Source organism: Planktotalea sp. (assembly GCF_050633725.1).
GTDB lineage: Bacteria > Pseudomonadota > Alphaproteobacteria > Rhodobacterales > Rhodobacteraceae > Planktotalea.
This window is the reverse complement of record NZ_JBOEHB010000020.1, coordinates 1-13,040: the sequence shown is the minus strand read 5'-3', so window position 1 is coordinate 13,040 and position 13,040 is coordinate 1. Positions and strand designations below refer to the sequence as shown.

At 55.0% G+C, this 13,040-nt stretch carries 14 protein-coding genes; 7 read left to right on the top strand and 7 right to left on the bottom strand.

Annotation, left to right across the window (positions count from 1 at the left end):
* The 5 genes from ACRBCU_RS15700 to ACRBCU_RS15680 all read right to left on the bottom strand — a co-directional run.
* Positions 1-458, bottom strand: a 458-nt coding sequence (locus ACRBCU_RS15700; protein WP_431366338.1) for a TRAP transporter large permease subunit, incomplete at its 3' end; no start/stop codon positions are given.
* A 3-nt stretch (positions 459-461) separates the two neighbouring features.
* Positions 462-1,142, bottom strand: a complete 681-nt coding sequence (locus ACRBCU_RS15695; RefSeq protein WP_431366337.1) for a TRAP transporter small permease — start codon at positions 1,140-1,142, stop codon at positions 462-464.
* A gap of 87 nt (positions 1,143-1,229) precedes the next feature.
* The gene (locus ACRBCU_RS15690) at positions 1,230-2,231 is read right to left on the bottom strand and encodes a DctP family TRAP transporter solute-binding subunit (protein WP_431366336.1); all 1,002 of its coding nucleotides are present in this window, start codon (positions 2,229-2,231) and stop codon (positions 1,230-1,232) included.
* A gap of 306 nt (positions 2,232-2,537) precedes the next feature.
* On the bottom strand, positions 2,538-3,752 hold the full coding sequence (locus ACRBCU_RS15685; protein ID WP_431366335.1) for a sigma-54-dependent transcriptional regulator: 1,215 nt from the start codon (positions 3,750-3,752) through the stop codon (positions 2,538-2,540).
* Entirely contained in the window at positions 3,749-5,428 is a 1,680-nt protein-coding gene (locus ACRBCU_RS15680) for a sensor histidine kinase (protein ID WP_431366334.1), read from the bottom strand. The genes ACRBCU_RS15685 and ACRBCU_RS15680 overlap by 4 nt, the downstream gene beginning before the upstream one ends.
* 61 nt (positions 5,429-5,489) lie before the next feature.
* Between ACRBCU_RS15680 and ACRBCU_RS15675 the strand changes: the two genes are divergently transcribed.
* On the top strand, positions 5,490-6,668 hold the full coding sequence (locus ACRBCU_RS15675) for a cytochrome P450 (RefSeq protein ID WP_431366333.1): 1,179 nt from the start codon (positions 5,490-5,492) through the stop codon (positions 6,666-6,668).
* Between the two features lie 79 nt (positions 6,669-6,747).
* Here ACRBCU_RS15675 and ACRBCU_RS15670 read toward each other — a convergent pair whose 3' ends face one another.
* Complete coding sequence (locus tag ACRBCU_RS15670; RefSeq protein WP_431366332.1) at positions 6,748-7,209, bottom strand: Lrp/AsnC family transcriptional regulator; 462 nt, start codon at positions 7,207-7,209, stop codon at positions 6,748-6,750.
* Positions 7,210-7,350: 141 nt separating this feature from the next.
* On the opposite strand from ACRBCU_RS15670, the gene ACRBCU_RS15665 reads away from it, so the two are divergent.
* From ACRBCU_RS15665 to ACRBCU_RS15640, 6 genes are all read left to right on the top strand, one after another.
* Positions 7,351-8,388, top strand: coding sequence for an NAD(P)-dependent oxidoreductase (locus ACRBCU_RS15665; protein WP_431366331.1), 1,038 nt, complete (start codon positions 7,351-7,353; stop codon positions 8,386-8,388).
* Positions 8,388-8,687, top strand: coding sequence for a DUF2849 domain-containing protein (locus ACRBCU_RS15660; RefSeq protein ID WP_431366330.1), 300 nt, complete (start codon positions 8,388-8,390; stop codon positions 8,685-8,687). The genes ACRBCU_RS15665 and ACRBCU_RS15660 overlap by 1 nt, the downstream gene beginning before the upstream one ends.
* On the top strand, positions 8,687-10,357 hold the full coding sequence (locus tag ACRBCU_RS15655; protein WP_431366329.1) for a nitrite/sulfite reductase: 1,671 nt from the start codon (positions 8,687-8,689) through the stop codon (positions 10,355-10,357). Before ACRBCU_RS15660 ends, ACRBCU_RS15655 begins: the two co-directional genes overlap by 1 nt.
* Complete coding sequence (locus ACRBCU_RS15650; RefSeq protein ID WP_431366328.1) at positions 10,347-11,084, top strand: phosphoadenylyl-sulfate reductase; 738 nt, start codon at positions 10,347-10,349, stop codon at positions 11,082-11,084. The genes ACRBCU_RS15655 and ACRBCU_RS15650 overlap by 11 nt, the downstream gene beginning before the upstream one ends.
* On the top strand, positions 11,081-11,464 hold the full coding sequence (locus ACRBCU_RS15645) for a DUF934 domain-containing protein (RefSeq protein WP_431366327.1): 384 nt from the start codon (positions 11,081-11,083) through the stop codon (positions 11,462-11,464). Before ACRBCU_RS15650 ends, ACRBCU_RS15645 begins: the two co-directional genes overlap by 4 nt.
* 133 nt (positions 11,465-11,597) lie before the next feature.
* A complete protein-coding gene (locus tag ACRBCU_RS15640) occupies positions 11,598-12,455 on the top strand; it encodes a ferredoxin--NADP reductase (protein ID WP_431366326.1) in 858 nt (285 codons plus the stop codon).
* Positions 12,456-12,591: 136 nt separating this feature from the next.
* Here the strand turns inward: ACRBCU_RS15640 and ACRBCU_RS15635 are convergent.
* Positions 12,592-13,040 (bottom strand): hypothetical protein (locus tag ACRBCU_RS15635; protein ID WP_431366325.1); only part of this gene is annotated, 449 nt, incomplete at its 5' end.

Here is a 13,040-nt window from a genome sequence, read left to right as displayed (position 1 = left end):
GGCGGGATCAAGATGCCAAGCGTGCCCGCGTTGGCGATCACACCAGCGGCGAAGTCTTTGGAATAGCCCACCTGACGCATGCCTGCGATGACGATAGAACCAATCGCAACAACCGTCGCGGGGGATGATCCAGACAGCGCCGCAAAGAGCATACAAGCGAAAACACCTGCAATCGCAAGGCCGCCCGGGAAATGGCCAACGATAGCGATTGAGAAACGGATGATCCGTTTCGCCACGCCCCCCGTCGACATAAAGGACGACGCCAGAATGAAGAACGGGATCGCCAGCAACGTATAGTGCCCTGCCATCGCTTGGAAAAACGTCTGTGCGATAGACGCCAGTGATGTATCGCTCAGCACCAAGAGGAACATGATGGACGAGAAACCAAGCGAGATCGCGATTGGGACACCAACCAACATAAGGCCAATGACCATGGCAAATAGAATTGCAACTTCCATGATTTAGCCCTCCTTGTTCATATGGGCGACATTGGCGACGTCGTCTTCAGCTTCATGGCTTACGATGAGCGTATCTTGCGTGCCGCGCACAATACGGATGCCCGCTTGAACGAACCGCAGCAACAAAAGAGCCGCGCCAAATGGCAACATTGCGTATGGGATAAAGCGTGGAATTTTTTCGTATTCCTCGCCTTCATTGAAGATACCTTCGAGGAAGCTCAGGAACTGAGGCAATGGAATATCGTCAACGACATACCAACCCTGGTCACGGCTGTCGGCAAAACCTGTTGGGAACCAACGCCCCGATGTCGCATCAAAGCCCGCAAACGGCGCCCAATAGTCCCACGATCCCTTTAGCAGCAAGAACGCATAAACAATGCAAACAACCGCTGCGATTGTCGACAGCACGCGTTTCACAGGGGAGCCGAACAGATTGATAATCGCATCAACACCGAGGTGCGCGGTGACTTTCACCGCATAGCTAATGCCGAATAGCACAAGCCAAGCAAATAGAAACGAGACCATCTCTAGGCCCCAGATTAGTCCAGTATTGAACCCATAGCGCAGGATCACATTGGTGAATGTGATCAGCGTCATCAAGCCAAGGATCAGCGCAATCGCGGTTTCCTCGATCTCGTTAACGGCGCGGCCCAAAGCAGTGTGCGGCTGATATTGCGCAGACATGCCTTTGCCCCCTTTTCATTTAGGAAGTTTATAAAATCGCTCTGGCGCAGACGAATGCGCGCCAGAGCGGACCACAGTTAAGTGGAATTAGTGCTTAGCGTTGATCGCTTGAGCTGCGTCGATGTTTTCTTGACCAACATCTTCTTTGAACTGCTCCCAAACAGGCATCATTGTGGTGACCCACTCTTGGCGCTGCTCTGCGTTCAGCTCACGTACAACGCCGCCAGCATCCAGAATGGATTGCTTTGCCGCTGCGTTTACAGCTGTGGATTCAGCATTACGAAGCTCTGTGACTTCATCAATGATTGTTCCCAACTGCGTGCGCACGTCGTCAGGCAGGTTGTCCCAGAAATCCGTGGAGGTCACGACGAGATAGTCGATGATACCGTGGTTTGTTTCTGTAACGCCGTCCTGAACTTCGAAGAACTTTTTGCCATAGATGTTGGACCATGTGTTCTCTTGTCCGTCCACAACGCCAGTTTGAAGCGCGCCGTAAACCTCAGAGAAGGCCATTGGCTGCGGAGAGCCACCGATTGCTGCCATCTGCGCTTTGAGAACGTCAGAGTTCTGTACGCGGAACTTCAGACCGTTTGCATCGGATGGTGAAACCAGCGCTTTGTTCGCGGACATTTGCTTCATGCCATTGTGCCAGAACGCGAGACCCAAAAGACCACGGCGCGTCATGGATTCTTTCATCGCCTGACCTGTTTCAGACGTCTGGAATTCGTCAACCGCGTTGATGTTCTTGAACATGAACGGAAGGTCAAACAGACGGAACGTCTTGGTGAACTGCTCGAACTTGGACAAGGACGGTGCCGCCATTTGAACATCGCCTTGCAGCATCGCTTCTAGAACTTGGTTGTCGTTATAAAGCTGTGAGCTTGGGAATACTTCCATGCACACTTTGCCGTTCATCTCGTCATTGACGCGCTGCGCCAAAAGCGTGGCCGCGATGCCCTTTGGGTGCTTGTCCGTGTTGGTCACGTGGCTGAACTTGATAACGATTTCGCCGTCATCGCAGGCCGCTGCCGCTGTGTTTGCAGTGACTGCAAGTGCCAAAGCCGTCGCGGCTGTTGCTAGAAATTTCATGAGTATCTCCTCCCAGAGAATAGCAATTCGAGAACAACGACTCGTCCGTTGCTCTTGTGCGAGGCAGAATGCGCCAGCCTGCTTAGCAGCTCAAGTTTTTGTGAGGCGCGACAAACGTGGTAATTTTATTGTTTGATTTCAATCAAGTATGAGCCAAGCGATGTTGCGCCGACAAAGCCTGTGCGAAAACCCGCACAGCGGCCCAGAGCATTTGTGCGAAATATCGCACACGCAGGGAACTGTCGGATGCACTTACAAACCGCGCCAACGCAACTGATCCAGCCCCATAAGTCTCGCCAGCCTCGTTTACACCCGATAATCTTCGGGCTTTACGCCGTAGCGCGCCAAGCGATCATAGAACGTTTTGCGCGGTAATTTCAGCGCAGCGGCAGCGACGCTGGCCTTTCCTTCATGGCGCTCTAGCGCGGAGACCAAAAGCGCGCGCTCGAACTGCGCCAATTGATCACTCAGGCTCAACTCCGCGCTCGGTTCAGGCGCGCTGATCCCCAATACAAACCGCATTGCCGCGCTCATCAACGCACGGGCATTGCCGCTCCAGTCTTGCTGCATTAAATCTGCAATGTGCTCGCCCTTGATATCTGGCGGAGTAATGCCCGATTGCTCGCCCGCTTGCGCAACATAGTGGCGAAACAACACGGGTATGTCCTCGGGGCGCTCAGCGATTGAAGGGATGTGAACACGCCCAATTTCCAAACGGTAGAACAAATCAGGGTTCAGCGCCGCTTGGATCGCAGCGATTTCCGCGCCACCGCCAAAAACCTTAACATTCGCGCCGTTTTCGAGATGCTCTAGTAAAAAGAACTGCGCCTGAGCGCTCAGTTCCGCGATCTCATCAATAAAGAGCGCCCCGCCCCGCGCTTGCTCTAACGCGGATTCAAGCGCTGACACATCAAGCCCCGCGCCGCTGCGCTTAACAAAAGCCGTGCGCGCAATGGATGAACACAGATGCACAACTTCCGCGACTTTCGAAATGCCGGTGCCTGCCGCGCCCGTAATAAATGCCCCGCTCCCCGAGCGCGCAACAGCGCGCACCTGCGCGCGCAAAGCCTCTGCCTTGTCCGAAACGCCAAAGATCAATCGAGCAGCAGGATCGCCGGTTTCCAATTGCGCTTTCAAAACCCGATTTTCTAAAACTAACGCGCGGGTTTTCAACGCGCGTTCAACAACCGCCATCAAATCGCTCGGCGAACAAGGCTTTTCCAAAAACCCAAACGCGCCCTCTCCCATCGCGCGCACGGCCATGGGAATATCGCCCTCGCCCGTTAACAAAATCACCGGCAATTCTGGATCAACATTTTGCGCATATTCAAGCAGATGAAACCCATCGCGCCCCGGCATACGAATATCGGACACGATGACTCCGTCAAAATCCCGCGAAATATGATCTTTAGCGACAACAAAGGACGCCGCAGGCACAGGATCACACTCAGCAAGCATCACGCTTTGCACCAAAGCCTCGCGCACGGGCGCATCATCTTCTACTAGCAAAACCCGTCTCATGTGGCCTCTTTGATATCTGCGCGGTCCAGCTCAATCGTAAACAACGCGCCGCCTTCGGCGCGGTTCTCGCCCTTGATATCACCGCCAAAGCTTTGGACCAGACCATAAGAAATCGACAGCCCAAGCCCCATTCCTTCGGCGCGTCCAACCGCTTTTGTTGTATAAAAGGGGTCAAAAATACGATCGGGGGCGATTATGCCCGGCCCCGTATCGGCGATCAAGACTTGCACCCTCTTAACATCTTCCCTCACCGAAATCGTAAGGCAGCGACACTCTAGATCCGTCATCGCATCGCACGCATTGGTGATCAAATTGAGAAAAACTTGCCCCAATCGCACCTCGCCGCCGCGCACAAAGATTGGCTGGCTTGGCCTGTTCCAAACCAATTCAATATCGCTCTCGCGCCGCCGCACCGCGCTTAGATCAAGCGCACCGTCTATGATGCCCAAAAGCTCCACCCGCGTTATCGCTTCGCTTTCATTCCTCGCAAAAGCGCGCAAGTTCTTGATGATCCGCCCCATGCGGCGCGCAAGCTCGGAAATCCGCGTCAGGTTTTGCGCCGCAATCTCTGTCTGGCCGCGCTCCAAAAACTGCGTGCTGTTTTCCGCATAAGATCCAATCGCCATGAGCGGCTGGTTCAATTCATGAGAAATACCCGCAGACAACTGCCCCAAAGCGCCAAGCTTACCCGCCTGCACCAACTCGCCCTGCATCACGCGCAGCTCTTCGGTGCGCTCCAACACACGCTGCTCAAGCTCTATGTTTTGCGCTGCCAAAACGCGCCGACGCTCTGTCACCAGAAACAAAAGCGCGCCGACGGCCATACTGAGCGCGGCAAAAATCGCGGCCTGCAACCCAGCAAGGCGCAAAGCAGGCGCAACATCAATCAAGGCTTCGCCCGTCAAATCGATCACAGGCAAGGGCAAGACAACCCGCAGCGCGCGTTTAGGCAAATATGGCCCCCAATTGATTTGCCACACCTCGAATGCACCAATCTCGCTGACACGCATTTTTTGGTGTCTTTTATTGCGATCGCGAAAATCAGCATCACTTTTGGTGCGCTGCCACAATAACATTTCAGTACGGTTCGAAACAAAAACCACACCGTTTGCATCGGTGAAAAACACCGCAGGTCGCCCCCCACGCCACTCAAACTCGATAGCTTCAACATCAATAACAGCAATCAAAACGCCCCTCACAGAACCATCCCCAGCAAAACTCGGCGCTGCGAAATAGTAGGACCGTTTGTTCTGCGCCCCCGTGACATCATGATGCGCACCCAAGGCGCCCTGTAGCGCGCGGGTGAAATAAGGGGCCTGCGCAAGACCTTTCGGAATATCGCCATGCGCCGCTGCAATAACTGTGCCCTGGGTATCGACATAGATCAGGTTACGCACTGAAGATTTGTCCGCAGCGTCAAGCAACCGCGCCTGCGCTGCGCCTTCTATTGCCGAATTCAGATCGGGATGGTCCGACAACAGCACAACCAATTCTTGGTAGCGCTGCAAATTGCGCGTCAAACGGTCCGCAGCAAGGCGCAAATCAGCTTGCCCGCGTTGCTCCAGTTGGCCAAGCGCTTGCACATATCCATAGCGCCAGATGCCACCAGCCAAAGCCGCGACCACAGCGAAAAACAGAACTATAAACAGCGCACGTTCGCGCAACAGACGTCTCATATGGCCGTGTCTAACGCGGCGGCGCTTGCAAAGGCCAGCGCAAGTATTCATTGCTGTGCCTATGAAGAACTGGTTGCAAGCTCCGACAGATCCCGATTTCGTACAAAACCCATATCCCGCATATGAGCGCGCACGCGCGCAAGGGTCTGTCCTGTATTGGCCCGCATACGGGATGAAAGCGGTGTTCAGCGCCGCAATGGTGAGCGCAATCCAACGCGATCGCCGCTTTGGACGCGAACCCCTAGAGCCGCTCGACTATCCCCCGCATCTCGCGCCCTTTTATGCAATCGAAGCGCACTCGATGCTGGAACTCGAGCCGCCTCGCCACAAACGCCTGCGCGGATTGGTGCTACGCGCGTTCACATCCCGTAGGATCAAAGAACTCGGCCCCGAGATAGAGGCGCTCTGCGCGCATTTGCTCGATGACATCGCTTTGGATCAACCCTTCGACTTGATCACCGCCTACGCCACGCCACTTCCTGTAATCGTGATCTGCCGCCTGCTGGGCGTGCCCGAAGAGATGGGCTCTCAATTGCTCAAATGGTCTAATGACATGGTTGCCATGTACCAAGCCCGCCGCGATCTGGAAATTGAAACCCGCGCCGCGCGTGCTGCCAGCGAATTTTCTGATTTCATTCGCGCATACATTAATGAAAAACGCAGCCGGCCCGCAGATGATCTGATCACCCATCTAATTGCTGCGGAAGAAGACGGCGAAACACTGAGCACCGATGAATTGATCACCACCTGCATCTTGCTTCTTAACGCAGGTCACGAAGCAACCGTGCACACGCTTGGCAATGGCGTCAAAACCTTGCTTGAGAACGGCGCCCCGAAACAGGCGCTTGCCCCCGCACATCTCGAGGCCACTGTCGAAGAAATCCTGCGCTTTGATCCGCCGCTGCATGTTTTCACCCGCTATTGCTACGAAGACCTTGAAATGGGGCACACAACCTTCAAGCGCGGCGAAGAGGTCGCTTTGATGCTCGCGGCGGCAAACCGAGACGAACAGGTCTGGGAAGAGCCGAACCGCTTCAACCATGCGCGCCCGCTAAAAACCAACACCAGCTTCGGCGGCGGCATCCATTTCTGCGTAGGTGCCCCACTCGCCCGACTAGAGCTGCAAATCGCCCTCAAAACACTTTTCCAACGCGCCCCAAACCTGCGCATCGTCGAGCCGCCTAAATACGCCAACCTCTATCATTTCCACGGATTGGAACGCCTCATCTTGCGCGCCTAACACCTTCTTTGGTCCACAAATATCTCGGGGGTGTGGGGGCTGGCCCCCACTCCGATCGGATTGCGCAAGCAATTCGACCCTAGATTGGAAGCGCCGTGGTGCTCTTGATCTCTTCCATCGACAAAAGCGCCGTCACGTTGTGCACTTTCACTTCGGAAATCAGCGCCTGATAAAATACATCATAAGCACGGGCATTTTGAACCCGCACTTTCAATATGTAGTCAATGTCACCCGCGAGGCGATGGGCCTCTTGCACTTCTGGTCGCTCCATCAATGCTTTCAAGAAAGCAGCCTGCCAAGCAGCATCGTGCTCTGATGTGCGGATCAAAACAAAGAAACATGCATCAAAGCCAAGCGCTTCTGCATCAAGCTTTACTGTTTGCGCGCCGATAATCCCTGCCTCGCGCATTTTGCGAATCCGGTTCCACACAGGGGTCTTGGACGAGCCGACTTCACGCGCAATTTCATCCAAAGATCGGTCTGCATCAACCTGCAACGCCCGTAGGATTTTTCGATCTGTGTCATCTATTCGAACGGGCATTCGTCATTTCCTTGCATGTTGGAACGAAGTGTCTCTTGGGCTGGATAATTCAAAACAACGTCCCTTTCAAGCGCCGCGATCTAGCGCAACACCAGAACAATTTCCTATATAGAGCGCAAGAAACGCCAAAGGAGTCACGCCATGCAGCACTTCCCAATCTTCGTCGCCCTTACCGATGCGCGCGTGATCCTCTCTGGCGGCGGCGAGGCCGCTCTGGCCAAGCTTCGGCTGTTGCTGAAAACCGAAGCAGAGCTGCATGTCTTCGCCCAATCTCCTGCTCCCGAGATCACCAAGTGGGCCGCAGATGGTAAGCTGCATTTACACCTGCGCCCCTTGACGCTCGCGGATGCGCGCGGCGCGAAACTGATCTATGCCGCCGATGAGGATGAACTCAAAGATCGCACCAGCGCTGAGATAGCGCAGGCCGCTGGCGTGCTGTTGAACATTGTCGACAACCTCGCAGATAGCGATTTCATCACCCCCGCCATTGTTGATCGTGATCCGGTTACAATTGCAATCGGCACAGAAGGCGCAGCGCCGGTCTTGGCCCGCGCGATCAAAGCAGATCTGGAATCGCGCTTGCCAAGCTCGCTTGGAACCCTCGCGCGCATCGGCAAAAGCTTTCGCAAAGCCGTAGAGGCGCTGCCAAAGGGTCGCCCGCGCCGTGACTTCTGGCGCGCGTATTACTACCAAACTGGACCAGAAGCCGTCACCAAAGGCGCGCAGGCTGTCAAAGCGGCGCTGCACACAACCCTCGCAGCCCACCTCGCTCAAAGCGCGCGCGCCACGCATGTCACCTTTGTTGGCGCAGGTCCGGGCGATCCCGATCTGCTGACCTTGAAAGCGCGCAAGTGCCTAGATGAAGCGGATGTCATTTTGCACGATGGCACTGTTGCGCCCGAGATATTCGAGTTGGCACGCCGCGAGGCGATCATTGTCCAGATCAACGCGGATCAACCCCTAAGCACAGCCCACCACCTGCTTTCTGAGCATGCCAATGACGGCGCTCAGATCACTTGGCTCAAGCGCGGCGATGCACAGTCTTGTCCAACCTTGTCGCGCCAAACCGGCATCTGCACGATGCTCGGCCTTTCCCATTCCATCATTCCTGGCATTGCGCTGCCAAGCGCATCTCACACGCCACAAACAGACACATACAGAAAACGGGAATTTGCATAATGCCCAAAGCATTCACCCCCAAAGTCGTCACCGCCAACGCGCTGCTCGAAGGCGATGTGGTCTATCTCACCAATGAAGACCGCTGGACCCGCGATCTAAGTGAAGCGGTTCTTCTAACCGATGAAGGCGACGCCGATCTGCGTTTGCTTCAGGCCGAAGCGCAAACAGGGACTGTGGTTGGCGCGTACCTCGCCGATATGCGCGCAGGGCCAAACGGGCCAGAGCCAACCCATTTTCGCGAAGCCTTTCGCCGCAAAGGTCCGTCCAACTATGCGCACGGAAAACAGGAGCACGTCTGATGTACGCCTATACCGACTTTGACAAATCCTTTCTCGCCAGCCGCAACGCACAGTTCCGCGCACAGGTTGAACGCCGCATTGCAGGCCATTTGACCGAAGACGAGTTCAAACCTTTGCGCTTGATGAACGGCGTCTACTTGCAATTGCATGCCTATATGCTGCGCGTTGCTATTCCCTATGGCACGCTCAATGGCGCGCAAATGAATATGCTGGCCCACCTCGCTGACACTTATGACAAAGGGTACGGCCACTTCACGACGCGCCAGAACATCCAATACAACTGGCCCGAGCTGCGCGATATTCCTGATATGCTGGACAATCTGGGCACGGTTCAGATGCATGCGATCCAAACCTCGGGGAACACCATTCGCAACGTGACCGCGGATCATTTCGCTGGCGCTGCTGCGGACGAAATTGCCGATCCTCGCCCGATCGCAGAGCTCATTCGTCAATGGTCTACCGATCATCCCGAATTTCAGTTCCTGCCACGCAAATTCAAAGTCGCGGTCACAGGCTCGCAAAAGGATCGCGCGGTGACGCGCGCCCATGACATCGGCTTGCGTATGGTCATGCGCGCTGGCCAGCCGGGGTTCGAAGTCATCGTTGGCGGTGGCCTTGGGCGCACGCCCATGCTGGGTAAAGTTATCGCTGACTTTGTCTCGCGAGACGACCTGCTGCCTTATCTGGAAGCCATCGTCAGTGTCTATAACCTTCTGGGGCGACGCGATAACAAATACAAAGCGCGGATCAAGATCACCGTTCACGAAAACGGTCTCGACAAAATTCGCGCCCTTGTTGACGAGCGGTTCAGCGCAATCAAAGCGCGCTTTTCGGGCATTGATCAAAAGATGCTCAAGCAGATCGAAGCCGGTTTTGCCGCGCCAGATTTCTACGTCAAAAGCACCGCGCCCTATGAGGCCGCGTACAAAAGCGATCCTGTTTTCCGCTCATGGGCCGATACCAACCTGCATGCACACAAGGCCGACGGCTATTCTATCGTAACGGTCTCACTCAAGGCCCACGGTCAAACGCCCGGCGATGCCACATCGGCGCAAATGCGCGCCTTGGGTAGCCTTGCTGCACGTTATGGCCACGATGAATTGCGTATCAGCCATGAGCAAAACGTGATCCTGCCGCACGTCCACAAAGCTGATCTGCCCAAACTTCACGCGATCCTTAAAAGCCACGGCCTGGCGACAGCCAATATCGGGCTCATCTCTGATATTATCGCCTGCCCCGGCATGGATTATTGCGCCTTGGCGACAGCGCGCTCTATTCCCGTCGCGCAACAAATCGCCACGCGATTTGACGAGTTGAAGCTGGAGCATGAAATCGGTGATCTGAAGATCAAAATCAGCGGGTGCATCAATGCCTGCGGTCATCACCACGTCGCGCACATCGGTATTCTCGGCCTTGATCGCGCTGGCGTTGAGAACTACCAGATCACGCTTGGCGGCGATCATACCGAAACCGCAAGCATCGGCACGCGTGCAGGGCCAGGGTTTTCCTATACCGAAATCATTCCCGCGATCGAACGCCTTGTTGCGGCCTACCTCGACATTCGCGCGGACGACAGTGAGACGTTTATTGAAACCTATCGCCGCCTTGGCATGCAGCCGTTCAAAGCTGCGCTCTACCCAGATGACAAGGCACGATCCCATGCCGCGTGAAGACATTGCAAATGACCTCGGGCGCAAACATCGTGTGTCCGAGGCCAAAGCGGCAATCGAGCTGAGCCAGTCCGAACCAGAGGTTGGCCGCATCGCGCTTGTCTCCAGTTTTGGCGCGGACTCGGCTGTGCTTTTGCATCTGGCGGCACGCGTTTCGCAGGACATTCCTGTGCTCTTTCTAGACACAGGCAAGCACTTTGAGGAAACCCTGAGCTATCAACGCGACCTCGCTGTCCAACTCGGGCTGCGGGATCTAAGGGTGATCAAACCTGACGCGCAAAACCTAAGAGAGCAAGACCCCTACGGCGCGCTTCACACCCATGCGCCTGACGCCTGCTGTGATTTGCGCAAAACCCAGCCCTTGCACGAGGCGCTGACGGGCTTTGATGGTTGGATTACCGGGCGAAAACGGCATCAATCGCAAAGCCGCGCCGCGCTTAAAGTGTTCGAAAGCGATGCGGCCTCTGGGCGCTTAAAGATCAACCCTCTGGCGCATTGGAGCATGGCAGACATTGCCGATTACATGCGCACAAATGCGCTATTGGCACACCCATTGATCGCGCGCGGCTTTCTCTCCATCGGCTGCGCGCCCTGCACAAGCGCGACCGCACAGGGCGAAGATCCAAGATCAGGCCGTTGGCGCGGCACTGACAAAGCCGAATGCGGCATTCATTTCAACGACAAGGCGCACCAGCGCGCCACAACCACGCAAGGCACAGCGACATGAGTACACTCATTACTGATACCGGCTTCACTCTGGACGATTTCAACGCCCCCTTCGACGGTATTACAGCGCTCGATCTGGCGTCTGATGTTGATCCAACGACGCTTGATTTGCCAGAAAGCACCACGATGATCCGCGTTGATTTTCCCAGCTTTGCAGATGGACGCGGCTTTACCATCGCACGTCAATTGCGCCTGCGTGGTTACACGGGTCGTTTGCGCGCGCGCGGGCATGTGATTGCGGATCAATATGCTATGGCGCGCCGCGCCGGCTTTGACGAAGTCGAAATAGATGCAGCCCTTGCGCAACGGCAACCCGAAGCCGACTGGCTCGCACGCGCTGATTGGCAAAACAACGATTATCAAGCGCGTTTACGCGGTTGATTTGAGCCAAATCAAAGAAGACACATCTAAGCCGTATCTATAATCGACGCGACGGGACGGGCTGCACTGCCCTTCCCAAATGCTCAAAACCACTTTACATGGGGAAACGGAGCTAATTTCCGTTTGTACACATATGAATGAGATCACGCCTGTGACCCAATCCGAGACCACCGAAACACCAAAGGTGCCCACCCTTCCTGACGCGCAAACCGTGACAGAGGTCAAGCATTGGACAGATCGTCTATTTTCCTTCCGCTGCACGCGCCCCGCGTCTTTGCGTTTCCGCTCGGGCGAGTTCGTGATGATCGGGCTGATGGGCGATGTGAACGAGAAAACCGGCAAAGCGAAACCGCTTTTGCGTGCCTATTCCATTGCGTCGCCGTCGTGGGATGAAGAATTGGAGTTTTACTCCATCAAGGTGCAAGACGGTCCTTTGACCTCACGTTTGCAACATATCAAAGTGGGCGATGAAATCATCTTGCGCCCCAAACCCGTCGGCACGCTGGTGCATGATGCGCTGATCCCTGGTAAACGCATCTGGTTCTTCGCCACAGGCACAGGTTTCGCGCCATTTGCGTCGCTGCTGCGCGAGCCGCAGACCTATGAGGATTACGAGGAAGTCATCATCACGCACACCTGCCGCGAAGCAGGCGAGCTGACTTACGGGCGCGAGTTGATCGAAGCGCTTAAGGACGATGAATTGCTCAACGAGGTGAATGGCGAGGGGTTTTGGAAGAAGATCAAATACTATCCCACAACCACCCGCGAAGAGAGCGCCAAGATGGGACGTATCACCGACCTGATGCGCTCGGGCGAGGCGTTTACGGACCTTGGCGTTGAACCGCTATGCCCGCAGAATGACCGCGCGATGATTTGCGGCAACCTTGCGTTTAACCTCGAGCTGAAAGAGATGTTCGAGGAATACGGGCTGGAAGAAGGTGCCAACTCCAAACCCGCGCAATATGTGGTCGAGAAGGCCTTTCTCGACTAGGGGCGGTGCGTGGCAACCACGCACCCTACGGGCGGTGTGAGCTGTAAGGTGCGTGGTTGCCACGCACCCCCGCCGAGGTTTCGCGGCGAAACCTTTTTCCGTTTATTAACAGATTGTTAATGGAATTTCGTGTGTTTCAAAAATCATCGTAGTAAATTCCATGCTTTGCTAAATGCGACCAAGTTTTTGAATCTGGATCAATGCCACGCATTCGCATCTCTGACACCAACTGCCGCTTCTTTCCCACAGTCGGTGCGAAAGATATCAAATAGCAGTAAATCCATCTGTCGGGCTTGATATCCTGTAGGTCCATCATTTGACGAACATAACTGATTTGCTCGAAGTCTCTCGAACGACCAATCAGCATCCCATACATCTGGACATCCATTTTTCCGCCTGCTTTTCGATACTCTTGAGCCAATCTACCAGCTTCAATGAACCCAGGTGACTGTTTCATAAGTGTCGTCACCACATATTTGTTTGGTGCAATTTTTTGCCTAGCCATTTGTCGGAAATACTTGTTTGCGATCAGGTAATTAGGCGCTGATTCAATTATTGCATTAAACGTCACCTCATTGGGCGTTA

Coding starts and splice junctions, on each gene's coding strand:
- ACRBCU_RS15690 (WP_431366336.1), bottom strand. CDS start 2,231: ATGAAATTTCTAGCAACAGCCGCGACGGCTTTGGCACTTGCAGTCACT.
- ACRBCU_RS15695 (WP_431366337.1), bottom strand. CDS start 1,142: ATGTCTGCGCAATATCAGCCGCACACTGCTTTGGGCCGCGCCGTTAAC.
- ACRBCU_RS15670 (WP_431366332.1), bottom strand. CDS start 7,209: ATGCCCGTTCGAATAGATGACACAGATCGAAAAATCCTACGGGCGTTG.
- ACRBCU_RS15655 (WP_431366329.1), top strand. CDS start 8,687: ATGTACGCCTATACCGACTTTGACAAATCCTTTCTCGCCAGCCGCAAC.
- ACRBCU_RS15665 (WP_431366331.1), top strand. CDS start 7,351: ATGCAGCACTTCCCAATCTTCGTCGCCCTTACCGATGCGCGCGTGATC.
- ACRBCU_RS15640 (WP_431366326.1), top strand. CDS start 11,598: ATGAATGAGATCACGCCTGTGACCCAATCCGAGACCACCGAAACACCA.
- ACRBCU_RS15650 (WP_431366328.1), top strand. CDS start 10,347: ATGCCGCGTGAAGACATTGCAAATGACCTCGGGCGCAAACATCGTGTG.
- ACRBCU_RS15645 (WP_431366327.1), top strand. CDS start 11,081: ATGAGTACACTCATTACTGATACCGGCTTCACTCTGGACGATTTCAAC.
- ACRBCU_RS15680 (WP_431366334.1), bottom strand. CDS start 5,428: ATGAGACGTCTGTTGCGCGAACGTGCGCTGTTTATAGTTCTGTTTTTC.
- ACRBCU_RS15675 (WP_431366333.1), top strand. CDS start 5,490: ATGAAGAACTGGTTGCAAGCTCCGACAGATCCCGATTTCGTACAAAAC.
- ACRBCU_RS15685 (WP_431366335.1), bottom strand. CDS start 3,752: ATGAGACGGGTTTTGCTAGTAGAAGATGATGCGCCCGTGCGCGAGGCT.
- ACRBCU_RS15660 (WP_431366330.1), top strand. CDS start 8,388: ATGCCCAAAGCATTCACCCCCAAAGTCGTCACCGCCAACGCGCTGCTC.